This is a genomic window from Microbacterium pollutisoli, from assembly GCF_053586795.1.
Genome location: NZ_JBNYWT010000001.1, coordinates 14,819 through 40,602, shown reverse-complemented (window position 1 = coordinate 40,602; position 25,784 = coordinate 14,819). Strand labels below are relative to the sequence as shown.

25 protein-coding genes, 1 tRNA gene and 2 pseudogenes are annotated in these 25,784 nt (G+C 66.1%); 10 read left to right on the top strand and 18 right to left on the bottom strand.

The genetic code is table 11. From position 1 onward, the window contains the following. The first annotated feature begins 3 nt into the window (after positions 1–3). A complete protein-coding gene (locus tag ACQ143_RS00215) occupies positions 4–1,263 on the top strand; it encodes a hypothetical protein (RefSeq protein ID WP_449568713.1) in 1,260 nt (419 codons plus the stop codon). Between the two features lie 55 nt (positions 1,264–1,318). Here the strand turns inward: ACQ143_RS00215 and ACQ143_RS00210 are convergent, their stop codons facing one another. Beyond that, entirely contained in the window at positions 1,319–1,822 is a 504-nt protein-coding gene (locus ACQ143_RS00210; protein WP_449568712.1) for a GAF domain-containing protein, read from the bottom strand. 299 nt (positions 1,823–2,121) lie between these two features. Between ACQ143_RS00210 and ACQ143_RS00205 the strand changes: the two are divergent. Beyond that, positions 2,122–2,259 (top strand): annotated as a pseudogene (locus ACQ143_RS00205) (hypothetical protein); the annotation flags it as partial. A 149-nt stretch (positions 2,260–2,408) separates the two neighbouring features. Here ACQ143_RS00205 and ACQ143_RS00200 read toward each other — a convergent pair. Then, on the bottom strand, positions 2,409–3,188 hold the full coding sequence (locus ACQ143_RS00200; protein ID WP_449568711.1) for a group I intron-associated PD-(D/E)XK endonuclease: 780 nt from the start codon (positions 3,186–3,188) through the stop codon (positions 2,409–2,411). 327 nt (positions 3,189–3,515) lie between these two features. Between ACQ143_RS00200 and ACQ143_RS00195 the strand changes: the two genes are divergently transcribed. After that, entirely contained in the window at positions 3,516–6,668 is a 3,153-nt protein-coding gene (locus tag ACQ143_RS00195; protein ID WP_449568710.1) for a hypothetical protein, read from the top strand. Between the two features lie 340 nt (positions 6,669–7,008). Here the strand turns inward: ACQ143_RS00195 and ACQ143_RS00190 are convergent. After that, positions 7,009–8,157 (bottom strand): annotated as a pseudogene (locus ACQ143_RS00190) (IS3 family transposase). Between the two features lie 260 nt (positions 8,158–8,417). Here ACQ143_RS00190 and ACQ143_RS00185 point away from each other — a divergent pair. Next, entirely contained in the window at positions 8,418–9,323 is a 906-nt protein-coding gene (locus ACQ143_RS00185) for a methyltransferase (protein WP_449568709.1), read from the top strand. Between the two features lie 214 nt (positions 9,324–9,537). Then, positions 9,538–10,730 (top strand): IS3 family transposase gene (locus ACQ143_RS00180; RefSeq protein WP_449568708.1). Its coding sequence is split into 2 segments (ribosomal slippage): positions 9,538–9,822 and positions 9,825–10,730, totalling 1,191 coding nucleotides; the frame shifts between segments, so codons are not numbered across the junction. A 303-nt stretch (positions 10,731–11,033) separates the two neighbouring features. Here ACQ143_RS00180 and ACQ143_RS00175 read toward each other — a convergent pair. The 14 genes from ACQ143_RS00175 to ACQ143_RS00110 all read right to left on the bottom strand — a co-directional run bounded on the left by ACQ143_RS00175 (position 11,034) and on the right by ACQ143_RS00110 (position 20,101). Next, entirely contained in the window at positions 11,034–11,330 is a 297-nt protein-coding gene (locus tag ACQ143_RS00175) for a hypothetical protein (RefSeq protein WP_449568707.1), read from the bottom strand. A 4-nt stretch (positions 11,331–11,334) separates the two neighbouring features. Next, positions 11,335–11,574, bottom strand: a complete 240-nt coding sequence (locus tag ACQ143_RS00170) for a helix-turn-helix transcriptional regulator (RefSeq protein WP_449568706.1) — start codon at positions 11,572–11,574, stop codon at positions 11,335–11,337. Between the two features lie 238 nt (positions 11,575–11,812). After that, a complete protein-coding gene (locus ACQ143_RS00165) occupies positions 11,813–12,763 on the bottom strand; it encodes a transposase (RefSeq protein ID WP_449568700.1) in 951 nt (316 codons plus the stop codon). Beyond that, entirely contained in the window at positions 12,760–13,077 is a 318-nt protein-coding gene (locus ACQ143_RS00160) for a transposase (protein ID WP_022883238.1), read from the bottom strand. Before ACQ143_RS00160 ends, ACQ143_RS00165 begins: the two co-directional genes overlap by 4 nt. A gap of 137 nt (positions 13,078–13,214) precedes the next feature. Continuing rightward, complete coding sequence (locus tag ACQ143_RS00155; RefSeq protein ID WP_449568705.1) at positions 13,215–13,382, bottom strand: hypothetical protein; 168 nt, start codon at positions 13,380–13,382, stop codon at positions 13,215–13,217. Between the two features lie 13 nt (positions 13,383–13,395). Continuing rightward, a protein-coding gene (locus ACQ143_RS00150; RefSeq protein WP_449568704.1) for an IS3 family transposase occupies positions 13,396–14,642 on the bottom strand; the annotation gives its coding sequence in 2 pieces (ribosomal slippage) (positions 13,396–14,327 and positions 14,327–14,642; 1,248 coding nt in all). Positions 14,643–14,931: 289 nt separating this feature from the next. Next, positions 14,932–15,339, bottom strand: coding sequence for a DUF5956 family protein (locus tag ACQ143_RS00145; protein ID WP_449568703.1), 408 nt, complete (start codon positions 15,337–15,339; stop codon positions 14,932–14,934). Positions 15,340–15,359: 20 nt separating this feature from the next. Further along, entirely contained in the window at positions 15,360–16,403 is a 1,044-nt protein-coding gene (locus tag ACQ143_RS00140) for a hypothetical protein (RefSeq protein WP_449568702.1), read from the bottom strand. A gap of 133 nt (positions 16,404–16,536) precedes the next feature. After that, positions 16,537–16,830 (bottom strand): hypothetical protein, encoded by a 294-nt coding sequence (locus tag ACQ143_RS00135; protein WP_449568701.1) that lies wholly within the window; start codon positions 16,828–16,830, stop codon positions 16,537–16,539. Then, positions 16,827–17,777 (bottom strand): transposase, encoded by a 951-nt coding sequence (locus tag ACQ143_RS00130; protein ID WP_449568700.1) that lies wholly within the window; start codon positions 17,775–17,777, stop codon positions 16,827–16,829. Before ACQ143_RS00130 ends, ACQ143_RS00135 begins: the two co-directional genes overlap by 4 nt. Beyond that, the gene (locus ACQ143_RS00125; RefSeq protein ID WP_022883238.1) at positions 17,774–18,091 is read right to left on the bottom strand and encodes a transposase; all 318 of its coding nucleotides are present in this window, start codon (positions 18,089–18,091) and stop codon (positions 17,774–17,776) included. The genes ACQ143_RS00130 and ACQ143_RS00125 overlap by 4 nt, the downstream gene beginning before the upstream one ends. Positions 18,092–18,790: 699 nt before the next feature. After that, the gene (locus tag ACQ143_RS00120; RefSeq protein WP_449568699.1) at positions 18,791–19,222 is read right to left on the bottom strand and encodes a hypothetical protein; all 432 of its coding nucleotides are present in this window, start codon (positions 19,220–19,222) and stop codon (positions 18,791–18,793) included. A 32-nt stretch (positions 19,223–19,254) separates the two neighbouring features. Then, positions 19,255–19,764, bottom strand: a complete 510-nt coding sequence (locus ACQ143_RS00115) for a hypothetical protein (RefSeq protein WP_449568698.1) — start codon at positions 19,762–19,764, stop codon at positions 19,255–19,257. A gap of 263 nt (positions 19,765–20,027) precedes the next feature. Continuing rightward, positions 20,028–20,101 (bottom strand) — tRNA-Pro (locus ACQ143_RS00110). A 102-nt stretch (positions 20,102–20,203) separates the two neighbouring features. Between ACQ143_RS00110 and ACQ143_RS00105 the strand changes: the two genes are divergently transcribed. From ACQ143_RS00105 to ACQ143_RS00095, 3 genes are all read left to right on the top strand, one after another. Beyond that, a complete protein-coding gene (locus ACQ143_RS00105; protein WP_449568697.1) occupies positions 20,204–20,788 on the top strand; it encodes a GNAT family N-acetyltransferase in 585 nt (194 codons plus the stop codon). A 73-nt stretch (positions 20,789–20,861) separates the two neighbouring features. Then, positions 20,862–21,545 (top strand): lysoplasmalogenase, encoded by a 684-nt coding sequence (locus ACQ143_RS00100; protein ID WP_449568696.1) that lies wholly within the window; start codon positions 20,862–20,864, stop codon positions 21,543–21,545. Then, positions 21,545–21,901 (top strand): RNA-binding S4 domain-containing protein, encoded by a 357-nt coding sequence (locus ACQ143_RS00095; RefSeq protein ID WP_449568695.1) that lies wholly within the window; start codon positions 21,545–21,547, stop codon positions 21,899–21,901. Before ACQ143_RS00100 ends, ACQ143_RS00095 begins: the two co-directional genes overlap by 1 nt. Before the next feature lie 18 nt (positions 21,902–21,919). Here the strand turns inward: ACQ143_RS00095 and ACQ143_RS00090 are convergent, their stop codons facing one another. Next, a complete protein-coding gene (locus ACQ143_RS00090) occupies positions 21,920–22,816 on the bottom strand; it encodes an NUDIX domain-containing protein (RefSeq protein ID WP_449568694.1) in 897 nt (298 codons plus the stop codon). 231 nt (positions 22,817–23,047) lie between these two features. On the opposite strand from ACQ143_RS00090, the gene ACQ143_RS00085 reads away from it, so the two are divergent. Both ACQ143_RS00085 and ACQ143_RS00080 read left to right on the top strand, forming a co-directional pair. Then, positions 23,048–24,880 (top strand): ribonucleoside triphosphate reductase, encoded by a 1,833-nt coding sequence (locus tag ACQ143_RS00085; RefSeq protein WP_449568693.1) that lies wholly within the window; start codon positions 23,048–23,050, stop codon positions 24,878–24,880. Beyond that, positions 24,877–25,614: an anaerobic ribonucleoside-triphosphate reductase activating protein gene (locus ACQ143_RS00080; RefSeq protein WP_449568692.1), complete on the top strand. Its 738-nt coding sequence runs from the start codon at positions 24,877–24,879 to the stop codon at positions 25,612–25,614. The genes ACQ143_RS00085 and ACQ143_RS00080 overlap by 4 nt, the downstream gene beginning before the upstream one ends. The last annotated feature ends 170 nt before the right edge of the window (positions 25,615–25,784 follow it).

The window sequence follows — 25,784 nt, the reverse complement described above, 5'->3', positions numbered from 1 at the left end:
CCGGTGAGCAGTGAAATCGAGCTTCTCAGCGACGGCGATGGCATCGCCCTCTTCGGCGATGCCACCGAGATCGACCTCTACCTCGCGAACGCCGGCATCGCGTCGCGAGACATTGCGATCATGTCGCGATCGCAGTCGGTATTGAGCACCGCCGCGGGCGTCGCGCAGGCGGGCTCGGAGCTCACCGCGGGCGCGGGCCGGTGGGTCAAGCTGACTGAGGAGTCGGCCAAGGCGATGAAGACCAGCTCTCTGATGAAGGGCTCGACCTCCGGAGTGAAGCGCGCCGTCGTGACGACCGACAAGGGGAAGGTGTCGAGCCTGCTCGAAATCGTTGACCCGAAGACGCTCACAGCAACATTCACCAATCCGGCCGTGCTCGCCGGTGCAGCGGGGCTCATGGCTCAACTGGCGATGCAACAGACGATGGATGAGCTCACCGACTACCTCGCGAAGATCGATGAGAAGGTCGACGACATTCTTCGCGCTCAGAAGGACTCCGTGCTCGCGGAAATGATCGGCGCAGGGCTCGTGATCGACGACGCCATCACGGTCCGCGAACATACCGGCCGAGTCTCGGACGTCACGTGGTCGAGAGTACAAGGGACGGCTCAGACCATCGCTGCAACACAGGCGTACGCGCTACGGCGACTCGATGCGCTTGCCGAGAAGCTTGAGAAGAAGCGCAATCGCGGGGAGGTTTCTGAGGTTGCCGCGTCTGCGGAGGTGATCGTCCGAGAGTGGCTCGCTGTCCTGGCACGCTGCTTCCAGCTCTCCGATGGACTGGCCGTCCTCGAGCTCGAGCGCGTCCGCGATGCGGAGCCGGAAGAATTGGACGCCCACCGCGCGGGCCTCCAGGCCGCCCGCCGCAAGCGTCGAGAGCGCATCGCAGGCACCACCGGACAGCTGCTCGAACGCATCGATGCTGTCGCAGGCTCCGCGAATGCCCGCGCCCTGCTTCACCCAATGCGTGCCGAGGGCGTCGTGCGGTCACGCAACGCGGTAGCGGTCGATGTCAGTGCTTTTCACGAGCGGCTCGGCATCGGAACCGCGCATGGGGCGATCGAAGCGAAGCGTTGGAGTGCTGCCGTCACTGAAGCCCGCGACAAAGCCATCGAGACCGGTGCCGAGAGCGTCGATGCGGCGCGGAGACTCGGCCTGTCGACATTGGAGCACGCGAAATCGGTTGGCGGGAGTCTCTCGCAGAAGATCGTGGAGCGCCTCGCGCAGCGGCGCGGATCCGACGGCGCCGACGAGGAAGACTAGTCGTCGTGGGTGGCGGCCCCGTCACGCACGACCTCCGACCGAGCGATCACCTCGCTCACCAGTCGCTGCGCGCCGCCCATACCGCCGCGGTCGCCGCCGCGGCACCGGGTGCGCGAATGGTCTGCCAGTTGCGCCCGCCGCGGGCGAATGAGGCCTGCACCTCGGAGGGCACCTCGGCATCATCGACCGGTGTGGGTAGCCACCGGCACGGCCGCACGTGCACCAGGTCGACCGCGACGGCGGCCGGGTCGGCGTCGTAGCGCCAGGTCCCGGCGAGCCGGCCGAGCCAGAACACGCCGTCGACGTCACGCGTCCATACGAACGCACCGTCCGGCGCCGCCGCGAACCGTTCGAGCCGCCGTGCGGCACGCTCGCCGTAGTTCGCGTCGACCGCGCGGACGGCCGCATCGAGGTTCGCCGGCGGCGTGTCGAGGCGCCCGCCCAGGCCACAGAGCCCGTCCGTCAGCGCGCGTTCGACGGCGCCGCCGGCGGGCACGGCGTCATCACGCGAGCGCATGGGCGCGCGGAAGGCGGCAGGGGTCGCGGTCGGCTCAGCCACTGGCATCCACTCTCTGTCTGCGCGGTGACGCGCGGGTTCTCCATCTTGCCCGCGGCGCCGGCGCAGGCCACCCCCTGGCGGTCGCGGTCACCCGGTGTTAGCGTCGCCTCCTCATCACAGGACGGAGCTGGAAATGCGTGATCGCAGAATGGGCGCTGCCGCCGTCGCGCTGGGGCTCGCCGCGTGCGTGCCCGAGGACTCGCAGCCCGGTTCGGGACCGACCGCGCAGATCACCGACGAGACATCGCCGGGTGGCTCACCGGGTGCGGGTGCGGCTCTCGACGCCCAGCAGGCGGTGGATGCCGCGATCCGCCGAGGGAGATGTCGTCGTCGAGCTCAGTCGCGACCGCGAGGACGGCGTGGAGGTGTGGGAGGTCGGCGTGCTGCGCGCCGACGGCAGCGGAGGCGAGCTGTATCTGGATGTGCAAACCGGCGAGGTGCTGCGCGAACGCGCGTTGGACCTCGACAGCGAGCAGCGATCGGCACCGGCGGTGTCGGCGCGCGACGCGATCGCTGTGGCACTCTGCGAGAGATCCTGCCGTCCGCCGAGACGCCGCCGACGCCCGCCGGATGACTGGCGGGGTTCTCAGTGTTCGCCGGTCTGGATGCGTGAGGTGGGCGCCACACAGTCAGACGGATCAGGCAGAGGGATGAAGCTGGCGACGCGGTACTGCGCGTACGCTCTCACACTGATCGCGTGGAGGCCTCCCACAACTTCCACGGGAATCAGGTAGCAGCTGAGGTCGCCGCAGATGATGAAGAAGTCATCGATCTCGTCGGGATCGTATGTGATTCGCTCGCCACGCGACTTCGACAGGAAAACGTGCCACGTGTCGCCCTTTCGCGATGTCGTCGTCTTGACCTGGACACGCCGTGGGCCCTGGTCGCCGTGAACGATGAGATCGAAGCGGCTCGGCTCGAGCGGCCACGACACATCGTGACCGGCAAGCGTGTACCAGGCGGCGGCGATCAGGGCCCCAGCCCGGCCGAGCCGGGCGAAGTCAGGCTCCGGATGCGGAACGACCGCTGGCATCGGAGAGAGGTGTGAGGCGTCGACCCCCAACCGTGCGACGTGACCTTTGACCGTCGCAACGGCCGAGCGGCCGGTGAGGCCCAGTTGGCTGGTGACCGCTGACCAACTGTCACTCGTCGCAACTGCCGAACAGAGCTGTTCTTCGGTCCATCGGCGCTGCCCGACGAAGTGTCGGTAGTTGACGCCGATGTGATCAGCGCGCGCCCGCACGGACCTCATCGCCCCGGCCGACGTGGCGACCAGATTAAGCTCACGCAACACGCCTCGCCAAGATGCCGACGCTGCGATCGCCTGCGCGAGTTGGTCGTCGGTATAGCTGCGCTGCCGAGGCATATCTCGATCGTAGGGAGGGGCTCCGACACCGACGCAGACGCGGAGCCAACCTGCGACACTCCTGCGTGGAGTTCGTCGACGACCATTCGGTGGGCCGTTGGCAAAACTACTCCTGATGCGGGCAGCGGATACCAGCGGCTCCCACGTTCCCTGTAACCCGTCCACGTTTTTCCTGTACCGAGGCGCTCACTCGCCGATCGGTCGAGTGTGCCACGAGAGATGAAGTCGGCCGGAGCCGCCCGCTCGTCGGCCCAGCCGCCCTCAACAACGAGGCGTGCGACCGCAACCGGGCCGTTTGGAAACGTCGTGGTCTGACAGGATCGCACTATGAGTCTCACGCGCGAACTGCGCAGCGCGCGCTCTCCTGTCCGCGCTTACGTCGACGGGGTCTCACCGGTTCTGGCCGCGACGCGAGGGAGTACCCCCGCCGCGCGGCAGGCTGCTGATGCTCTCGGCCTCGTCGACCTCGCCAATAAACCGTTGCTCGTGCCCGCCAGCGATGGCGTGGACCGGCGGCTGTCCGGCACGGCGTTCGACATCCGCGCACGGATCGAACTCAGCGGCTTCGAACCAGCTGTATCGTCGTCCGCCGCTGGAGTGCGGGCGCTATCCGATATCGCCGCGCAGGTTGAGAACGGCGAGCACCGTGCGCGGGTGCTGAGTGAAGCATTCCGCATCGGCGAGGAACTGCTGGGCTGGCCCGACGATCCGCCCAAACTGACGAGGGCTTCGATCCTTTTCGCGTACTGCGAGCAGGTTTACAGGGGCGGCTCCGGTTCCCTCTCCGGAAGTCTAGGCACGGCCTGCGATGAAGCGGAGGACGGGATGGGATTGGCAAGAGCGATTCCTGAGTCGGGGCTCGAGGATGTCGATGCCCTCCTGAACGCGAGCCGCCCGCAAATTGATGCCTGGAGCGAGCGCATCGCGTCGGGAACACGGTTCGAGCCGAATCCAAGCTTCAGCGGCGCGAGACTCCTGGGCGGGGCCGATGGCGACTGGATAATCGGCGAAACCCTCATCGACTGCAAGGTCTACGACAAGCTGAGCATCGCGAAGCTGCGCAACTTCCTCCGCCAGCTACTGGGATACGTGATGCTCGACCTCGAGGACGCGCTTGGCATCCGCGAAGTCGGCGTATGGTTGCCGCGACAGCAGACACTAAAGACGTGGCCGCTCGAACATCTTCTCGGTGACGACCCTGAGATGCTGCTGCCTAAGCTGCGCGAGGGCTTCATCGGCGCGGCGGCGCGGAATCAGATCGCCGTGCACGTGCCGGTGTCGGAGCGCCGGAAGCTACAGCTCCTCGCCGACAACCGGCACACCCCGTACGCCATGCTCATGGCTTTGGCACAGGGCGACGACGTCGACCTCAGATTTCGGGTGGGACGCAACGCTTCGGCTCCGACGGACACCGTGAAGCAGCTTGCGCAAGACCACTACGCCCGCGTGCGCGAAGGCGTCGCCACGAACATAGCCGCACCCGCCGAGGTGCTGCAGCGCCTCGCCGAGGACCGCAGCGTGGTGGTGCGGCGTGCAGCCGCCGCGAACCCCTCGAAGGGTACCGCTTCGGCGCAGCAAACGCCGCAAATCACAGCGCAACCCGGTGGTACGGATCCGCTCGCGACCGGGGCGGACGAGATCGTGCCGCTCGATAAGCGCCCATCGCCGGAGGTCGACACGCGCCGCGTGGAGATAAACCAGGACCGCGACCCCGAAGCAACTGCGGGGGTCGCACTCGGCTCGATTCTGTGGGCGATGCTGCACGGGTCCGCCATTCGAGCGCTCGACAATTGCTTGCCGGAGGCCAGCCGGTTCTGGTCCTGGAAATCTGACAGATACCTCCGCCTCCCGGCGAGAGCATCGCAGGGCCTCCCCCCGGAGATCATCGCGGATCTGACGTCGGACCGCCGGCCAGCGTACGTGCGCCAGATCGCGGCGAAGATGCTGCCTATCGCAGACACTGCCGTCCGGCGTGCGCTCTTCGCTGATGAGGACCCTGCCATCCGCTGGCACGCGCTCGAGCGATCAATGGGAGATCCGGACCCTCTGCTGGGTGAAGTCCTCACTGAACTCGCCGGCTCCCGCACCGCGCGGATCAAGTTCATCACCGACGGGCTCGGCCCCAACCAACGCGGGAACACGCCGACCGAGTACAGCGACCAAGTCGCACGGCTCGTCGCCCGCCACCCGGCGACCCCGGGCGAGGCGCTGGAAGGCTTGGTCGCCGAACAGTCGCCCGAGGTGCTCCTTGCATTGGCCGGTAATCCCTCGCTCAGCGCGGGAACACGGGAGTCGCTGACGAAGAAGATGGCGAGCATCAGAACTGAGGCCGCACGCAGACTATTCGGCGAATCGGGCTGGACACCGACCGCGGTCCTCGAAGTACTGTCGACGGACAAGAAGACTCATGTTCGTACTGCAGTGGCGCGCAACCCTTCCGCACCGCCGCACGTCCTGTCGAGGCTGGCCCAGGATGACTCGGTCGATGTCCGACTGGCAGTCATGGCGAACCCCCGGTCGCACAAGGACCTCGCCGCCTCCATCGCGGAGGCACTCCTCGGGTCGACGGAGGACCTCGATCTGTACTCGGTCATCGTCGAGGTTGAGCGACGGCCCGACCTGACAGTCCCTGATAACTGCATAGAGGACGCACTCGACCGCTTATCGAAGAGCAGGGCCCGGGATCCAGAGCTCCGGCACTACGCGGCGAGGCACCACAGAACAGGCATCAAGACTCTGAAACGCCTCGCCACTAGCAAGGACACGGCCGTGCGGATAGCGGTTTCAGAGCACCCTCGCACCCCGCCGAGCATCATAGAACGCCTGGCCCGGGACGCGGACGCAACCGTCCGTCAAGCCGTCGCCCGGAATGATCGCCTGCCGCAGGACCTACTCAACACTCTCCTCCTCGACGATGATCTCGACGTTCGTATTGCGGCGTACCGGGACGACACCGAAGCCGATGCAACCGAGGGCGACAGGCCCGAGTCGACCGATGTCGGCATTACAACCCGTTACACGCCCCCCAACGTCGCGGAAATGCAGGAAATGGCCGCGAGCACCAGGGCCGAAGTACGCATCCGAGTTGCGTACAGCGAGCACGCGACGCCCGACATCCTCGCGTTCCTGGGCGGCGAGCGACGCAGCGCGAAAGTCCGACAAGCCGTGGCAGCGCATCCGAACACGCCACCCGAGATCCTCAGATCGCTGGCAACACGGGACGACGCAGACATGCTGATGTCCATAGCATTCAATCCAGGCACGCCGATCGACGTGCTGTTCGACCTCGCCGGTCGTAGCACCGAGCTGGCACTGCTGGTTGCACTGAACCCGGATGCGCCGCTCGACATACTCGAAGCGCTGGCGAACGACTCGGACCTGCTCGTCAAGTTCGTGGCGGACGCGCAACTCGAGGAACGGGAGCAGTCAGTTCAGGAAGCGCAACAACGTTGGGCGCAGGAACGTATCGGCGATAACTGATCGTTAGTAAGGCGGGCGCTGGCGGGGAGGACGCCACCATCCGATCCCAGAGAGTTCTGCGAGGGTGCTGGCTGTCGATTGCCGACCGTGCTCGTTACCGCTCTTCCGGGCGGTTTCGCGCTGGCGTCGGTGCCTGCCTCCACCGCCATAGGCATTGCTATCGGCCGCCTCGTCAGTCACAACCGTCCACGGGTCGCTGCGTGGGCCGGTCTTGGCATCGCCATCTTCGCTCTCGAGTTTGCTCTCATCGCCGGGCGGACAACGTCCAGCGCCAGCCCGTCGGAGGGCCCTGTCGAGACCCCGCCGCTGCCGACCGAAAGGCACTGGACCGCCCCCTTCGTTAGGTCCGGACGGTGTGTGAGTCGTCGGTTTCTATTTGATGGGTGCATCGCCGATGCGTACTCGAGGGGTGCGAGGTACCCGAGCGATGAGTGCCGCCGGTCGTGGTTGTACTCGGTCTTCCAATCGCCGATGATGACCTGGGCGTGCAGCAGCGAGTAGAAGCTGTTGATGTTCAGACACTCATCGCGGAGCCGGCTGTTGAACGACTCGACGTACCCGTTGCGCCAGGGCGACCCGGGCGGGATGTAGGACAAGCCGGTGCGGGTGCCGGCCCAGTCTGCCATCGCGTCGCTGATGAACTCGGGTCCATTGTCCGATCGCAGAACCGCCGGTGCGCCCCTGGCGGCGACGAGGTCCTCGAGATGGCTCGTGAGTCGGTCGGCGGTGATCGACCGTTCCACGAGCCCGCCGATGCATTCCCGGGTGTGCTCGTCGACGATCGAGCAGATCTTGATCGCCCGGCCCTGCTCGTCGGCGTCGAACTGGAAGTCCACCGCCCACACCACGTTCGGTGCGGACGCCGGCGGTGCGTCCGCGGTCGACGACCCGACGCGCTTGCGGCGGCGTCGCTGCGGGACCCGGAGGCCCTCCTCGCGCCAGAGCCGTTGGATCTTCTTGTGGTTGACCGTCCAGCCCCCGGCGCAGGCGTCATGGTACGCACGTCGGTACCCCCAGCGCGGGTGGTCCTTCGCGTACCGGCGGAGCCAGTCTCGCAACGCCCGGTCCGGATCCGCGGTGGTGTCGCCCTTGCATGGGCGGCGGTACGCGGAGCGGCTCAGCCCGGACAAACGGCACGCCATCCGCTCGCTCACCCGCAGGGTCCTGATCAGGTGAGCGACGGCGGCGCGGCGTCTATCCGGGCCTAGAAGTTTCCCTCAGCCAGCTCCTTCAGCGCGGCCTTTTCCAGCTCCGCCTCGGCGAGCAGCCGCTTCAAGGTGGCGTTCTGCTTCTCCAGCTCCTTGAGTCGTTTCGCGTCGTCGGCCTTGAGGCCGCCGTACTGGTTACGCCACCGGTAGTACGTCTGCTCGGACACGCCGAGCTCACGGCACACCGCGGCGACATCCGCGCCGTCGGCGAGCATCCTGTCGGCCTGCCCGAGCTTGCGGACGACCTGCTCCGGGGTGTGACGCTTCCTGCTGTTCGTCATGATGAGACCAGTCTCCCTGCCCGCGACCGCGGGCAACAGGACGACTCTCACAACAGCCGGACCTACGAAGTGGGGTCAGCCCAGGTGCACGCCGCTGACTATGAAGTCTTGTCGAAATCCTTACGTGACCCAGCACAGAATCCGACTGACCGAGGAATGTCGGTGGCTGGGCTCATACTCGAAACCACAAGAAGACGCACGTCATTCAAGACGCGCAGAGATAGTTGAGTGAGCAAGTGAGTATTGGGAAGAACGTAAGCGTGTTGCCGATCACCGAGAACGACCTTGAATGGTGGCAAAACAAGATTGCGAAGCTGGACTGGGGCTTCGCAGTGACCTACGCGGAGGGCGCACCACACGAATACATCGCTGAGCGAACTGAAGGAATGACAAAGGCTGATTTTGCCAGGGCGGCTCGGGTCATTCACACGTTCGGTGAGCCGCAGAAGTTTTTCAAATCAACGCGCATCTATCTTGTTCACGACGGCTGGAAGTACTGGACCATGGATCGAGAGCACGACGACGTGACGCTGATCAACAGAGGTCGTGCCGACCACGTCTACGGTGTGCAGAACATGCCACGCACGAAGAGCGAGTTCCACTCCGACTACGACGCAATCGCAACCTACTGGGATCGCGACTTCACCGCGTCTGACGAAGAACAACGAGGGTTCACGCGACTCGTAGACGAAGTCACCCGCGGTTACCGCAAGTGCCGCACACTCGACATCGGCGCAGGCACCGGGCTCACTCTCGACCTGGGGCTGACAGAAGCCCCCCGCCTAACAGCGATAGACCCTTCGCAGGCGATGCTCAATGAATTGGTGCGGAAGCACCCGCTCGTGGCGCGGGTTGAGCCAAGAACGTTTGCGGACACGCTCGCGCGCCGCAACCTGGCAGGGACACAGTTTGATCTCGTGCTCGCGCTCGGCGGCTCAGCGTCATATCTTTCACACGATGACTGCGAATCGATCATGCGTCATGCCCGTGGCCGACTGGTGTTGTCGGCGTATGCAGAAGATGAAGCGCCGGTCACTGCGGACCTCACCTCGCAACAACTTGCTAACGCTAATTCGCGGCTACGAGAATTTGCAGATCGACACGAAGGCCGGATCGAGCGTGTCGGCCGGTTCAACACTGTGGCGATCAGACGGAATCATTCCTGAGCTGCATGGTTCATCTGTACAAGCGGGACCACAGTTTGAACGAGTCGATCATCCGCTGGCTCAAATCCGGTGAGTACATCTTCCAAGCTGATATCCGTTTGGTGCAGGCTCTCAACGTCAGAAGACCGCACCAGGATAAAGACCGGGACTGCTGCACGGATAGGTGACATCTGATCTGGCTTGCCCGAGGGGGTGGGCCTGGAAGGATGTTGCTGTGCCCAAGCCCTATCCCGAGGAGTTCCGTGATGACGTGGTCCGCGTCGCGAGGAACCGCGAGCCCGGAGTGACGATCGAGCAGATCGCGAAAGACTTCGGTGTTCATCCGATGACGTTGCAGAAGTGGTTGCGTCGTGCCGATATCGACGAGGGCGCCAAGCCCGGCCAGTCCCGGACTGAGGCGGCCGAGATCCGTGAACTGCGTAAGCGGAATCGGCTGCTGGAGCAGGAGAATGAGGTCCTGCGGCGGGCGGCTGCGTATCTGTCGCAGGCGAACCTGCCGGGAAAAGGTTCTACCCGCTCGTGACGGAGCTCGCCGCCGCGGGGATCCCTGTGACGGTGACGTGTCGGGTGCTCAAGCTCTCTCGCCAGCCCTACTACCGGTGGCTGGCGGACCCCATCACCACGAGTGAGGTGGTGGAGGCGTATCGTGCGAACGCCCTGTTCGACGCGCACCGCGACGACCCGGAGTTCGGGCACCGGCTCCTCGCCGACGAGGCCGCAGAGGCGGGCGAGGCGATGTCGGATCGCACCGCGTGGAAGATCGCGTCGAGCAATGGCTGGTGGTCCGCGTTCGGGAAGAAGCGGGGCCGGAACGGGAAGAAGCCGGGCCCGCCGGTGCACGACGATCTGTGCGCGGTGACCGACGAGAACGGTCGTGTCCGGCACGAGTTCACCGCCGACGCCCCGAACCAGCTCTGGCTCACCGACATCACCGAGCATCGAACGGCGGAGGGCAAGCTCTACCTCTGCGCGATCAAGGACGTGTTCGGCAACAAGATCGTCGGCTACTCGATCAGCGATCGGATGAAGTCCAGTCTGGCCGTGAACGCGCTGAACAACGCCGTCGCGATGCGCGGCGACGTCGCCGGCTGCGTGGTCCACAGCGACCGCGGCAGTCAGTTCCGCAGCCGGAAATTCCTGCGTGCCCTGACCCGTCACGGGCTCGTCGGGTCCATGGGGAGAGTGGCCGCGGCCGGTGACAACGCGGCCATGGAGAGCTTCTTCGCCCTGCTGCAGAAGAACGTCCTCGACCGGCGGTCCTGGACGACGCGGGAGCAACTACGCATCGCGATCGTGACCTGGATTGAACGGACCTATCACCGCCGACGCCGGCAGGCCGCCCTGGGCCGTTTGACGCCGGTCGAATTCGAGGTCATCATGAACACGCCAGCCGCGCTGGCTGCGTGACTACAACCTGTCACCTAATCGTGCAGCAGTCCCATATTGAACTGCTCGGCGAGGCTTCGAGAAAGCGAAGGCACCAGCGAAGTGACCAGACGGCTTTCGGTTTCTTGTTGGCGAGCCATGACCCAAGCCTATTCAAGACGCGTCTGCCCTCAGACCGCGCGCAGGTTGGGCTTTGCCTCATCGTCGTCATCGAGCTGCTCGAGTGCCTCTCGGAGTCGGTCTGCGAACTCGACCCAGTTGTCGATAACGGTGAAGAACATTTCGGCTTCGGCCTGTGTCAGTTTTGCGGCGATGAGGGCTGGGTCAGTGACCGGGCACAGGTTGCTCGTCCTGATCGAGGTCGTCAAGCCAGTAGTCCACGAGTTGCGAGAACAGACAGTCGGCCGTGAGAACAGTAGTCGACGGCTGGAACATGCTTCTCGCCGAGAGCTTCACCTTCAACGCACGTTCGGCGAGTGCACGCGTCTCGGCCGTAACCTGCACGAGCCTCGTCCGACCATCCCAATCGCGGTACCGCGCCCGTGCGATCACGCGGCCATTCTCGGCCGTGAGAAAGCCGATCTCGCCGAAGGTACCGATCGCAAGCCGCGCGCGGCTCATCGCGTCACCTTGGGTCGGCGGGTGACGGCGCGCCCAGCTCCCGGTGCGCTTCCACCCAGTTGCGCACGTCGGAAGCCGCAAAGGTCAGGTGCTTGCCATATCGATGGGCATGAGGCGCCTGCCCCTTCATCCGCCATTCGTAGATCGTCGACACCGGGACACGCAGATATGCGGCGAGCTCGTTGATGTTGAGGAGTCTCTCCAAGCCCCAGAGCTCGAGGGTCACGCTGTCGATGGCGTCCATACCGAGTAGGTAGGCACGATGTCGCCCTACCGTTCGGAAGCGACCCGAACGAAGTCGAGACAGCCGAGTCGCGGCGCCACGATCGGGTGATGGAGCGGTCAAAGTGATGGCATTGCGATGACGTGATCAAGTTTCACCAACGAAAAAGTCCCGGGAATCCTTAGGTTCCCGGGACTTACCGGTGGGCCGTTGGCATTACTATCCACGGTGCGGATGGCGAGGGTGTGCTTGTCCCGCGTCAAGTAGTTGGCAGGATTTCTTCTGTTTCAAAGGTCGGGGTGGTGGGGTCGGCCAGGCCGAGGTGCACCTCCAGTGGCCGGTTCCAGGCGATCGCCTCATGAGGGCGCTCGGTGTTGTACTCGACTCGGTAGTCCTCGGCCCGCTCGATGAGCGTCAAGGCGTCCGGGATCTCGTCGAGGAACAGCCGCTCGTACTTCAGCGTCCCGAACCCGCGTTCGCGTGACCCGTTCTGCCCGGGCGAGCGCACCCGGGTACGGACGTGCCGCAGCTCGGGGTGCCGCATGACGAACAGCTCGAAGTTCAGCGACCGGAACGGGCCGCCGTTATCGGTGACGATCGTCAGCACCGGCAGCACCTCACCGGTGTCGGGGTCGACCTCGCACTCGTCGACGAGCGGGTGCCCGAACATCTGCTCATAGTCAGCGAGGGCGAGCTCGATCGCGGCGATCGCGTCGTACTGGTTCGCCGTCGGCGACACATGGAACGGGTACTCGAGCTTCGAGAACCAGTCCCGGCACCCGGCGATCCGCCAGGTCCCGCCCTGGGTGGTCTCGAACTCGCTGAAGTCCAGCTGCCACACCTGGTTCGGTCCGGTCGGGTTGCAAGCGAACGCTGCCTTCCGGTCCTTCGCCAACTCCCGACGCTGCTTCTGGTACTCCGACGGCAGGATCAGCCCGTCATCGCGCAGCAGCCGCAGCACCGTCGCCTGCGACACCTTGTGCCCGTCGTGCCGCGTCATCGCCCAGATCTTCCGGTGACCCCACGCCGGCTTCGCCAGAGCATGCTTGGCCACCAGCGGCCGAGCGGCATCCCTCGCCGGCTGCGGCCACGGCCCCTTCGGCGGCTGCTCCTGCCGCGCCTTGGCCTGCCAGCGTCGCCAGGTGCGTTCGGGCATGTCGATCAGCTTGCAGAACCTCGCGGTCGACATGCCCGCCTCGACGCGGATCACCTCGAGGTCCTCGAAGGGCCCAAGCGTCCCTCCGCGGACTTCTTCCATACCCGGATCTCGACCGCCGCCTCACCGAGCGCCTGAGTCAGCTCCGCGACCTCCGCCTCGAGCTGCTGCTCCCGGGTCGAGGGCCCGTTCTTGCCCGCCGCGAGACTCGTCTTCCCGGCCTCGAGGAAGTCCGCCTTCCACCGGCCTATCGACTGCTCGCTGACCTTCTCGCGCCTGGCCGCCTCCGCGATCGTCATCTCGCCGGCGAGGATGCTCAGCACGATCCTCGTCTTCTTCTCCACCGGGATCACTGGTGGTCTTCCCATGTCGAACTCTCCGCTCAGGACTCAATCAATGGTCCTGCCACAAAGTCTGACGCGCGACATGCTGTTCCTACTTTTCCTGTAAGTGACTGCAGATTTTCCTGCAACGAATGTGCTGGTCCGCGAGGGCGCGCGATCCTCTACGGATTGGCCGGTCCATCGGGGTCCGCATTGGGGTCGACGACTTCCAGGTCGTCGCTACTCAATAGCTCTTCCTCGCGGTCGCGCAAGATGATCGGTCGAGCGTGCCGCTCACAGAGCCATGCGTCGTCGAACTTGCCGGGGCCTTGACCCGCGATCGTGGACACGGTGTCGTTTCGGTTATGCCGCTTCCGCGAGGGTAGCGGACGTGGTCGCCGCGTAGGCGTTCTCGTAGCTGTTCGGGGTGATCTGGCCGATCGCGGAGTGCCGCCTTCGGGTGTTGTAGCGGTTCGCCCACCGGAACACGGCCCGGTAGGCGGTGGCCTGGTCCGGGAACGCCGAAGCGCCTTCGAGGAGCTCCCGCTTGAGCGTCGCGTTCACGCTCTCCGCGAGTGAGTTGTCGGCGCTCGTGCCCACCGTACCCATGGACTGGGTCTCCTTGAGCTGCTCGCAGAGCGTTGCGTAGGCCTTCGACGTATAGACGCTTCCGTGGTCGCTGTGGAACAGAGCGCCGGCCAGTGACCCGCGGTCACGGGCGGCGGCGCGGAGGGCGTCTTCGACGAGTTCGGTGCGCATGTGGTCGGCCACCTGCCAACCCGCGAGCTTCCGGGAGCCGAGGTCGATGCAGGTCGCCAGATACAGGTTCGACCCGTCCGCGATCGGCAGGTAGGTGATATCGCCGACATACCTGCGGTTCGGCTCCCCGATGCTGAAGTCCCTCCCGATCAGGTTGGGAAACTTCCGCCCGGACTGGTCCGGGATCGTGGTCTTCACCCGCCGTCGCAACCGGATCCCCGCCAGCTGGTGCTCCCGTATCACGCGGGCGACCCGCTTGTGATTCACCCGCCCGGAGGCGGGGACGCCGTCGTTGAGGTCGGCGGTGATCCGCGGCGCCCCGTAGGCGCGGTCGCCGCCCTGGGCGGGGTCCTGCAAAACCCGGATCCGCGCCGCGAGGGCAGCGTCGTCGGCGGCCTTCGCGGCGCGCCGCGGGGCCGCGTCCAGCCAGGCGTAGAACGACGACCTCGCGATCTCGACGACCTCACACAACCGCTTCACGCCGTAGGCGTCCTTGTGATCCTCAACGAACTGGAAGCGGTTCACCAGTTCGTCTCCCCGGCGAAATACTTCGCCGCCTGACGGAGGATGTCCCGCTCCGTCTCGAGCTTGACCTTCTCCGCTTCCAGCCTCGCGTTCTCGGCCTCCAACCGGAGGACCTTCGCCGCCTGCGACTCCGCCCGCCGCCGCGCGGGCGTCGATTCCGTGCCGGCGGTCGTCGTCCCGGAGCCGTGCTTCTCGACCCACTCCCGCAGCGCACCGCGGGAGATCCCGAGGTCCGCCGCGATGCCCTTCAACGTCGCGCCGGGCGTGGACTCGTACAGGTCCACCGCCCGCTGCCGGAACTCGTCCGTGTAGTTCTTCCTAGCCATCCCTTGGATTCTCGCTTCCCCAGCGCCGTGCTGGAATCAGCGTGTCCCAGATCAGGGGTCAAGCGCCCACGCACGAGCGCGACAGCGCGAGCACGAAACTCCGGCGGATAGGGACGAGGCATGAGGATGAGCCTTCCGGATCAGGCCACCAGTTAGCCACCGAAACTGGAACCCTTTCCGTGGGGCAGGTCAAGATGTCACCTACTCGTGCAGCAGTCCCCGGACGAAAACATTGCGTTGATCAGAGCGATATGTGTGCACCTACGTGTGCACTAATGGGAGGTATGGCCTAGTCGAGGGGACCGAGCAAGCGAGCCAACTGATCGCGGATCTGCGCGGCGACCTCGCGACCGTTCGTGTCTGTGTAGGGCACGACCTCCGGGCTATTTACCGCAGCCCACAGGTCCTCCTCCGTGACGTTTTCGGGCAGATAGAGGCGCCATTCATCCTCCGACGGCGGGGGAGGCAAGCCGAGGTCGGTCATGTACGACTCGAGCGCATCCTGAATCTCGGCGCGGTCCTCGTCATCAGCCGGCCGCGCAAACTGCGGTCCATCGTTGATCTGCACACGAACGTCCCCATGCTGCCGGGGCACACGCTGGACATGACGCGGACCCGCGAGATAGGCGACGAGCGAGTGCTGCAGGTGTGGCCCCAGCACCACTACATCCCCCGGGTGTGGCGGCACAGTGGACATGGCGGTCCATCTGGTCTGGGTCACGGGAACTTGCACACTCCGCCACCAGACGGGCAGTCGAACTGCTTGCCTACGAGATCCGGCATTGGTAGAACCGGCGCTCCGGTAGGTGTGACACGTCCGGTTACCCGGTTGTTGTACTTGCCGGTCTGATTGAGGAGGTTCCCCTGCACTGTGGGACCGATCCACGAACTCGATACGACAACGATGCCGTCGCCCTTATCTGCGAACTTGGAGCCGCAACCGAACAGGTTTCCGGCGTGATTGCACTCAATCGCGAGATTCGTGAAGCGCAACGAGGCGCCGCTATCACGGAAGAGTTTCACTTGCGCTTGCGCTGACCGCCCGTTCAGGTTGGTCAGCAGAACGACGTCGAATGTGCCGGACACACCATTCGTGTTGCCCCAGGCGACGTTGCCCTTGGTCTTGGACTTGTAGTCGGTGCTAACCGAGTGGCATCTTGTGCCCTGTTCACACCAGTAGTTGTCGGGATCAGACGTGGACATTGGCGAGATGAGGGCCCCAGAGGAGTCGGGAATGATGACTTCTGTCGGTGCGATTTCCTCACTCACGATGACAGGCTCACCTTTCGCCTTCGCTTCGAGCTTCTCGTCGATGCGGACGAGAAGCCGGCGCAACTCCTGCGCTTCCATTTGCCGTGCCATCTGGCTGAGAACGCCGCCGATTCCGGAGAGGACGACCGGATTCGAGAACATGCTCGGCCTGTCCTCCACTTGGAGCCATTTGAGCGAGGCCTTACCCGGCTCGCCGAGCATCGCGTGACTCACGCCCCTGGACTTCGTCTTCATCAGCCCACCCGCTTCTTTGAGACGTTCGGCCGATTGAGGGGTGAGCTTCAAGTACATCGCCGACTGTTCGGCAATACCCGAAGCTGCTTCAAGGAGTGACGCACCCTGCTGCAGCGGGCCCGCCAACCGGTCAAGCTTGAACACGTGCGCTCGATCGAGCAGGCCAACGCGGCGCAGGAAGCGCTCCACGGCGGCAGGCTCCCCAGCCACCGCCACACCATCGTTGTCACCAAAGAGTTCGATCATGGCGGCCATGTGACCCCTCCCCGTACTGTCCAGGCCAACCTACTCGGCGCGTCCGACAGCCGCGTAGCGCTTCAGCACCAGGCACGGATGCGTCGCGCACCGCGCGGAGCCGCCGATCCTTCTCGGGTCCCAGTCGAACGGTTCAACTGTTCCACGCCCAGACCACGTGTCTCGCATCGCGGATCGCTTCCTCAAGCCTACCGTCGTACAGGTACTCAATCTTGCGGCGCGGGTCCGAATCGGGCCGCTCGGCGTTCAGCCATTGTGCCCACATCCAACGGGAGTCGGTCCCCGTCTCCAGGACGAGCAGGACCCGTGGAAGTCCCTTCACCACCACCCCATGAACGACCTGAAACGTAGGGAAGATGAGGACGCCGTCACTGGTCAGCAACATAAGCAGCCGTAAATGGTCTCCGGCTTCGATGTCCCGCGTCAAGTTGTTGGCAGGATTTCTTCTGTTTCAAAGGTCGGGGTGGTGGGGTCGGCCAGGCCGAGGTGGACCTCCAGTGGCCGGTTCCAGGCGATCGCCTCGTGAGGGCGCTCGGTGTTGTACTCGACTCGGTAGTCCTCGGCCCGCTCGATGAGCGTCAAGGCGTCCGGGATCTCGTCGAGGAACAGCCGCTCGTACTTCAGCGTCCCGAACCCGCGTTCGCGTGACCCGTTCTGCCCGGGCGAGCGCACCCGGGTACGGACGTGCCGCAGCTCGGGGTGCCGCATGACGAACAGCTCGAAGTTCAGCGACCGGAACGGGCCGCCGTTATCGGTGACGATCGTCAGCACCGGCAGCACCTCACCGGTGTCGGGGTCGACCTCGCACTCGTCGACGAGCGGGTGCCCGAACATCTGCTCATAGTCAGCGAGGGCGAGCTCGATCGCGGCGATCGCGTCGTACTGGTTCGCCGTCGGCGACACATGGAACGGGTACTCGAGCTTCGAGAACCAGTCCCGGCACCCGGCGATCCGCCAGGTCCCGCCCTGGGTGGTCTCGAACTCGCTGAAGTCCAGCTGCCACACCTGGTTCGGTCCGGTCGGGTTGCAAGCGAACGCTGCCTTCCGGTCCTTCGCCAACTCCCGACGCTGCTTCTGGTACTCCGACGGCAGGATCAGCCCGTCATCGCGCAGCAGCCGCAGCACCGTCGCCTGCGACACCTTGTGCCCGTCGTGCCGCGTCATCGCCCAGATCTTCCGGTGACCCCACGCCGGCTTCGCCAGAGCATGCTTGGCCACCAGCGGCCGAGCGGCATCCCTCGCCGGCTGCGGCCACGGCCCCTTCGGCGGCTGCTCCTGCCGCGCCTTGGCCTGCCAGCGTCGCCAGGTGCGTTCGGGCATGTCGATCAGCTTGCAGAACCTCGCGGTCGACATGCCCGCCTCGACGCGGATCACCTCGAGGTCCTCGAAGGGCCCAAGCGTCCCTCCGCGGACTTCTTCCATACCCGGATCTCGACCGCCGCCTCACCGAGCGCCTGAGTCAGCTCCGCGACCTCCGCCTCGAGCTGCTGCTCCCGGGTCGAGGGCCCGTTCTTGCCCGCCGCGAGACTCGTCTTCCCGGCCTCGAGGAAGTCCGCCTTCCACCGGCCTATCGACTGCTCGCTGACCTTCTCGCGCCTGGCCGCCTCCGCGATCGTCATCTCGCCGGCGAGGATGCTCAGCACGATCCTCGTCTTCTTCTCCACCGGGATCACTGGTGGTCTACCCATGGTCAAACTCTCCGCTCAGGACTCAATCAATGGTCCTGCCACAAAGTCTGACGCGCGACATCGACAACCTCGGACTCTTTCCAACCGAGGGTGTTCGCCATGCTCGTCACGGTGTAACAAGGGCCGACGACCGCGGCCATCGAGTGGCCCACCGGCAGGTCCGCCGCCGCTAGCATCGGTGCCCCATCCACTAGTCGCCCGCAGCAGGATCGTGGTGCGATTGCGTCCATGGTCTTTCCCTCATCTGTCACCTCTCTGCGACACCTCGGGTGTTCACCACTTTCCCATCTCCGCTAGCACGCGGACGCGTGGAATCCGCAAGATGTCGCAGCCTCGGCGATTCTCCAAGGCACTTCCTGGAGACCTTGCCGGCTGCATGACACCGTCCCCTCGAAGAGCTCACGTCCGGCGCATCGGGTGTGAGAATGACCCGCCGCCGCATTTTTGACGTCGGCCCAACACGAGTGGTCGTTACGGGTGCTCGGCTAGGGCGTGTCTCCTAACCTCGGGGGTCGAATCGCGGGCAGGCTTGAGTGGTGTCGCGGACTTCTCTTCTCTCGGATGCTGAGTGGGCTCGGATCGAGCCGTTGATGTCGGCTACGTCGGTCAAGGGCGGCCGGCCTTTCCAGGATCACCGGCCCGCGGCGGTGCCGTCCTACGAGCCATCACCCTCTGGCTCAAACGGTTAGGAGACACGCCCTAGTCGTCCGGTGTTTCCGGACTACCGAAGGTGGCTAGGTATGTCCCGATGACCGTCTTGCCGTCCTCGTCATATAAAGGAATCCTCTTTTGCAGTGGGTCCACTCCGATACCTGCCTGGTTCTCGAGGGCTTCCTCCGGAGTAGCTGGCACCGCTCCGAACGCCTCCACGGTGTAGACGTATCCCTCTTTACCATCTTCGCCGACAGCCAGAATGAGTTCCGGCTCCGCCGCTGGGTCGCTGCGGAGCCCGACCCCGTACTCCCCGATGGTCTGACCATACTCATTCACGTCAAACGCGTCAGTACCAGCACCTATGGTTTCGTCCCGCTGGACAGCAGAGGCCCCGAAGGTTCCCCCCAGCGATACTCCGACGAGAGCCGCGGTGGCCGCCACGCCAACCAGCGCGAGGGCACCGAACGTTGCGGTCACGTTTACCTTGTAATGACGACCCATGGCTAACCTCACATTCCCAGGTAGGGTGCTTGAACGACCTTGGACGTGTAAGCACTCCCTGTATACAGGTATGCGCGGCCGCCACCCGAAAGCTGGCCGCTGGGGCAGGAGGATCCCGCCTTCACGGCGTTCCGAGTGTTGTAGATGGTCGTGCCGCCGGAGTACCAGGTCGCAATCGATGAGCAGATCGCACCCGAAGTCTTCTTCAGGAAGGCATTTCCTCCGAAATGGCCCGCCGTCTGAGCGGATGCGCAACCACTGGGAAAGCCGGCCGCGTACGAAGTCGAATAGATCTGACCGTATCCGCCCGAGGTGTTCACCGTTTTCGCCTTGACACGAATGCAGCCGCCTGCTTGGGACGGCTCGATCTTTACGAGACTTGATTCAACCGAAGCGGCGAATGCCGTGTAGCCCCCGGCAATACCTGAGGCGAAGATAAACGAAGCAACCCCTAGTAAGGCAAGCTTTTGTCGAAAACTCAACCCTGGTCGGGCTCGATCCGCGCTGATCCCCTTCATCCGATGACCTTTCGCCCGTGGTAAAGTACGCTCACCCTAGCAGCGGGGACGAACCCGGCACACCCCCGCTCACCGCAGACGATCCGACGCGCCCGAAAACCGGGCGCGTTCGCTATTTCGGCGCAAAGTTCGCTCCGCCACCCATGCGAACACCCAAGAAAGCCCGCTACGGCGGCAGAAACCGAGACGGGCACTGGCTCCACGCCAGTGCCCGTCTCGTTTATCGACCGTTTTGCAAACGATATTGCCAACGGCCCATTCGGTCGGGTTGACAGGATTTGAACCTGCGACCCCCTCACCCCCAGTGAGGTGCGCTACCAAGCTGCGCCACAACCCGTTGCCATCCGCACGCGGACAACTCCCCCATCCTACCTGCTCGCCGCCCGCCCCGCGAACCGGCACCCTCGACGATGTCGGCGCCCCGCACTACCGTCGAACCATGTCAGAGATCACCATCGCCGAAGCCACACCCGGCCGATTCGCCGACGCCGAGCACGCGCTCACCGGCGGCGGCGACGGGGCCTCCTGCATGTGCCAATGGATGACGTTGTCCAACGCCGACTGGAACAGCACCAGTGCCGACGAGCGCCGCGAGCTCTTCCGCGACGAAGTGGATGCCGGTCCCCCACCGGGCCTGATCGCCTACGTCGACGGCGAAGCTGCCGGATGGGTGCGCGTCGGACCCCGAACGGCACAGGCCCGCGTCGCGCGCATGCGCATCATCAAAGGTTCCCAAGAGTCGCTCGACGACGACTCCACCTGGGCCGTAACCTGTTTCGTGGTGCGACGTGAGCATCGCCGGCAGGGCCTGAACTCCGCGTTGCTGGACGCGGCCGTCGACTTCGCCCGCCGGAACGGAGCACGCGTGGTCGAGGGCTACCCGTTCGACCTCGCGGCCAAGAAGAGCTCGGCCAACTCCCTGTTCCACGGCACCCTCTCGACGTTCCTCGCCGCCGGGTTCCGCGAAGTGTCGCGCACGTCACCGCACCAGCCGATCGTGGCCCTGTCGCTGACCGACGCCTGATCAGCGAACCGCGTACGATGGTCGCGATCCGCCCACCCGAACGCGGACCGGCCACCGGTACGAAGGAGCACCAGTGACACAGCTCGATGCCCACCCATCGACTCGCGCCCACACGCGCTGGTGGGGCTTCTGGCTCTACGCTGCCGTGTCGCTGTTCCACGTCGCCGCGTTGATCTTCGGCTGGAGCGTCGTCGAGTACCCGTCGAAGCTGGCCCTCATGCCGGCGCTGGCGCTCGCGGTGATCTGGGCGCTGCGCGGCACGCGCTGGCCCCTCGGCGCAGCACTGCTCGTCCTGGCCCTCGCCTTCTCCTGGCTCGGCGACGGAGCCGCCGCCTTCTTCCCCTTCATCGACGAGACCCTGATCCCGATGCTCGCCTGCTTCGGCATCGCGCACCTGCTGTACATCGCCCTCTTCGTGCGCCCGGCCGCCCGGCGCCCCGTGGCCCGCTGGTCCCTCGTCTACGTCGCGTGGTGGATCGGCATGCTGATCCTGCTGTGGCCGCACCTGGGCGCCCTGGCCTTCGCGGTCGCCGGATACGGGCTCGTCCTCGGCGGCACAGCCGCGGCATCCACTCGCGGTAGCGTGCTCACGGCAATCGGCGGTGCGTTCTTCCTGGCGTCGGACACCATCTTGTCGATCCGGCTGTTCTGGCCCGACCCCACGCTGTTCGCCGGCGGCTGGGTCATGGCCACCTACACGCTCGGCCAGGGCCTTCTCGCCCTCGGCATCGTCCGCCTCCTGCGAGACCCCCGCTGATGGACAGCGCACGCGTCGACGCCTGGCTGTGGGCCGTGCGGGTCTACAAGACCCGCTCCGCAGCCACCACGGCGTGCCGCGCCGGACACGTGCGCATAGGCGGCGAGCGCACCAAAGCCGCCCAGCACGTGCGCGTCGGCGACGAAGTGCGTGTGCGCATCTCCGGCTTCGACCGGATCCTCGTGGTCCGCAAGCTCCTCGTCAAGCGGGTGGGCGCCCCGGTTGCCGCCGAGGCGGCGGAAGACCGCACGCCGCCGCGTGAACCCGTCGCCATGGTCGCGGTCCGCGACCGCGGGGCCGGGCGCCCCACCAAGCGCGAGCGCCGCGAGATCGACCGCCTGCGCGGCCGCGACTGAACCAGCCGGATGCCGGCGTCAGAGCCGGTCGCGCAACCACGACACCGAGCGGGCGTGGGCGCCGAGGGCCGCCACCCGTTCGGACAGCTCCCGATCGCTCGTGACCACCGTCACGTCATGACCGCCCGCCACCCGCGCGGCCGCTTCGGCGACGATCGCATCGTCACCGTGGCCCTCCGCGCGCACCGCCTGCACGCCCGCGACGTCGGCGACCTCGCGCGCCGCGCCCTCGACGACCACTTCGAACTGCGGGAACCAGGTGTCGCCCGCCAGGCCGAGGCCACCGGCATCCACCCCGCGCCCGGCGAGGGATGCGACCGCGGACAGCAGCCGCCCGGCGGCGCCGGCGCGATCGCGCCACCACCCGTCGGGCACCGAGCCCACGACGTTCGCGGCATCGACGACGACCACCGGCCGCACCGACAGCAGGGAGCGCAGTGCGGGCCAGGCCGCAGCGAATCCGGGGTGCAGCGGGTACGACTCCACGGCGTCGACGGGCACCCACGCCAGCTCACGACTCTCGGGGTCGCTGATCACCGGCTCGAACGGCGCGGTGACGTCGGCGACGACCGTGGCGTAGCTCCAGATGTCCAGATCGAGCACGCTGATGAACCGGGGCGCCACCGCCTCACGCGGCACCCCGGCCTCCTCCGCGGACTCGCGCAGCGCGCCGTCAGACGCGGACTCCCCCTCGTGCCGTGCGCCGCCGGGAAGCGCCCACGTGTCGCCGAAGTGACTCCACGACACCCGATGCTGCAGCAGCACGCCACGCTCGGCATCCACCGCCAACAGCCCGGCCGCCCCGAACCGACCCCAGTAGCGGGTGCCGTCCTCGGCGACCACCCAGGCGTCCCCGGCATCACGCGGACCGTGCGGGCGCCGCGGCTCACCGGGGGCAGGGGGAACGATCGTCACCCCTCCAGACTCTCACACGGTCACCGGCCGGCCTCTACACCCGGCCGCGGGAATGTCATCGCACGACACGCGAGGCTGTACACCCTCACAAACCGGACAGGTCCGGAAGATTTTCCACGTAGCCAAACCCCACATATGGGCTTCTTCATCCCACAGACCACTACATATAGTGGTCGCGCGTACCGGTGGTCGGAAGGACGCAGTCAACTCGAAACCCTCTAGGAGAACCGCATGCGCACCCCCGAAGAAGACTCCCGGCCCGCCCGTCCGCAGCCCCGCGCCGTCGCCGTCGGACAGACCATCGACGAGTACCTGTCGCGCGGCGACTGGCGCGTGAACGCCAACGCCAACCAGGGCTACTCCCTGGGCGGACTGATCCTGAACTCGGCCGGCAAGCTGGTCGCCAACTACTGGCTCGACGAGGTGTACGCCCCCGAAGCCGGTATCGCCCACCGTGAAGGCGACCTGCACATCCACGACCTCGACATGTTCGCCGGCTACTGCGCGGGCTGGTCGCTGCGCATGCTGCTCGAGCAGGGGTTCAACGGCGCCCCCGGAAAGATCGCGTCCGCTCCCCCGAAGCACCTCACCAGCGCCCTCGGCCAGATGGTGAACTTCCTCGGCACTCTGCAGAACGAGTGGGCCGGCGCACAGGCGTTCAGCTCGTTCGACACGTACCTCGCGCCGTTCGTGCGGCTCGACGCGCTCACCTACGACGAGGTCGAGCAGGCCATCCAGGAGTTCGTGTTCAACCTCAACGTGCCCTCGCGCTGGGGCACGCAGACCCCGTTCACCAACCTCACCTTCGACTGGACCGTGCCCGACGACCTCGCCGACCAGCATCCCCTCATCGGCGGCACGGTATGCGACTTCACCTACGCCGACCTGGTCGACGAGATGGCCGTCATCAACCGCGCGTTCATCGCGGTGATGAGCACCGGCGACGCCGACGGCCGCGCATTCACCTTCCCCATCCCGACGTACAACATCACGAAGGACTTCGACTGGGACGGCCCCCTCGTCGACGAACTGTTCGCCATGACGGCACGCTACGGGCTGCCGTACTTCCAGAACTTCGTGAACTCCGACCTCGACCCGCACATGATCCGGTCGATGTGCTGCCGGTTGCAGCTCGACCTGACCGAGCTGCTCAAGCGCGGCAACGGCCTGTTCGGCTCGGCCGAGCAGACCGGCTCGCTGGGGGTCGTGACCGTCAACTGCGCGCGGCTCGGCTTCGTGCACTCGGGTGATGAAGAGGCGGTGTACCGCCGCCTGGACGAGCTGCTGGAGATCGCGCGCGACACGCTCGAGGCCAAGCGCCGCACGATCAACCACCACATCGAAGGCGGCCTGTTCCCCTACACGAAGCGGTACCTGGGCAACCTCGACAACCACTTCTCCACGATCGGGGTCAACGGCCTCAACGAGTTCGTGCGCAACTTCACCCGGGATGCCGATGACATCACCTCCGCGGAAGGGCGCGACCTCGTGGGCCGCCTGCTCGATCACGTGCGCGCCCGGATGGTCGAGTTCCAGGAGGCGACGGGCAACATGTACAACCTCGAGGCCAGCCCCGCCGAGGGCGCCACCTACCGGCTGGCCAAGAGCGACATCGCCCGGTTCGGCAAGGCGATCGTGCACGCCGGCACCGACGCCAACCCCTACTACACGAACTCGTCGCAGCTGCCGGTGGGCTACACCGACGACCCGTTCGAGGCGATGGAACTGCAGGAGGCGCTGCAGGGCAAGTACACCGGCGGCACCGTGCTGCACCTGTATATGGGCGAGGCGATGGTCTCGGCCGCGGCCTGCAAGACGCTCGTGAAGAAGTGCCTCGAGGGCTTCCGCCTCCCGTACATCACGGTGACGCCGACGTTCTCGATCTGCCCGCAGCACGGGTACGTGTCCGGCCACCACGAGCAGTGCCCCGACTGCGGCGCCGAGTGCGAGGTGTGGACCCGCGTGATGGGGTACTTCCGCCCCATCTCCTCGTTCAACATCGGCAAGAAGGGGGAAGCGGCCGAGCGCCTCTACTTCGACCAGAAGGTGGTGCAGCCGGCATGACCGCGCAGCGCGCCGGCGACGCGATCGATCTGAAGGTCGCGGGGATGTCACGCATGTCGAGCGTCGACTGGCCGGACAAGCTGGTGACGACGGTGTTCCTGCAGGGCTGCCCGTGGGACTGCTTCTACTGCCACAACCCCGCACTGATCGACCCGCGAGCCGCCGGCGCGCTGCCCTGGCGGGACGTGTGGGCCCACCTGACCCGACGGGTGGGCCTGCTCGACGGCGTCGTCTTCTCCGGCGGCGAACCGACCATGCAGCACACACTGCGCGAGGCGGTGCAGGCGGTGCGCGACCTCGGCTTCGGCATCGGCCTGCACACCGGCGGGGCCTACCCGAGCCGGCTGCCGGCACTGCTGCCGCTCGTGGACTGGATCGGCTTCGACATGAAGGCCACCGCGACCGGCTACGAGAAGGTCGTGGGCCGGCCCGGGGCGAGCGACAAGGCGTGGCGCAGCCTCGAACTGGTCCTCGCCGAACAGGCCCGCCGCGAGGGCACCGACCGCCCCCTCGGCCTCGAGGTGCGCACCACCGTACACTCCGGCGCCGTGGACGAGACCGGCCTGGCCGACCTGTCCACGCGGCTGGTGGATGCCGGCGTGCGCACCTGGGCGCTGCAGCGGTTCCGGGACACCGGAACCCGCGACGTGATGCCGCGGGTCACCACCCCGGGCCGCCGTGTCGATTTCAGCGGTGTGCCCACCGACCGGTTCGAGCGCGTGATCGTCCGCTGACACGCCCGAACCTGTGGCGCCGGTCGATCCCCCGCACCCGGCCGGCGCCACCTCTCAGCCCCCCTCGCCGTGCGCGACCACCCGCACGGCGAGGGTCGGGCCCCCATCCGGGCCTGGGCAAGCGATGGTGCGCCCGTCCCGACAGGGGTGAGCAGGATGCCGGGGTCACC

Bases quoted from the DNA above. Each gene is read 5' to 3' on its own strand.
- ACQ143_RS00115 (WP_449568698.1), bottom strand. From the start codon at position 19,764: ATGAAGGGGATCAGCGCGGATCGAGCCCGACCAGGGTTGAGTTTTCGA.
- ACQ143_RS00125 (WP_022883238.1), bottom strand. From the start codon at position 18,091: ATGGGTAGACCACCAGTGATCCCGGTGGAGAAGAAGACGAGGATCGTG.
- ACQ143_RS00140 (WP_449568702.1), bottom strand. From the start codon at position 16,403: ATGGCCGCCATGATCGAACTCTTTGGTGACAACGATGGTGTGGCGGTG.
- ACQ143_RS00170 (WP_449568706.1), bottom strand. From the start codon at position 11,574: ATGGACGCCATCGACAGCGTGACCCTCGAGCTCTGGGGCTTGGAGAGA.
- ACQ143_RS00175 (WP_449568707.1), bottom strand. From the start codon at position 11,330: ATGAGCCGCGCGCGGCTTGCGATCGGTACCTTCGGCGAGATCGGCTTT.
- ACQ143_RS00195 (WP_449568710.1), top strand. From the start codon at position 3,516: ATGAGTCTCACGCGCGAACTGCGCAGCGCGCGCTCTCCTGTCCGCGCT.
- ACQ143_RS00085 (WP_449568693.1), top strand. From the start codon at position 23,048: ATGCGCACCCCCGAAGAAGACTCCCGGCCCGCCCGTCCGCAGCCCCGC.
- ACQ143_RS00095 (WP_449568695.1), top strand. From the start codon at position 21,545: ATGGACAGCGCACGCGTCGACGCCTGGCTGTGGGCCGTGCGGGTCTAC.
- ACQ143_RS00200 (WP_449568711.1), bottom strand. From the start codon at position 3,188: ATGCCTCGGCAGCGCAGCTATACCGACGACCAACTCGCGCAGGCGATC.
- ACQ143_RS00160 (WP_022883238.1), bottom strand. From the start codon at position 13,077: ATGGGAAGACCACCAGTGATCCCGGTGGAGAAGAAGACGAGGATCGTG.
- ACQ143_RS00080 (WP_449568692.1), top strand. From the start codon at position 24,877: ATGACCGCGCAGCGCGCCGGCGACGCGATCGATCTGAAGGTCGCGGGG.
- ACQ143_RS00145 (WP_449568703.1), bottom strand. From the start codon at position 15,339: ATGTCCACTGTGCCGCCACACCCGGGGGATGTAGTGGTGCTGGGGCCA.
- ACQ143_RS00105 (WP_449568697.1), top strand. From the start codon at position 20,204: ATGTCAGAGATCACCATCGCCGAAGCCACACCCGGCCGATTCGCCGAC.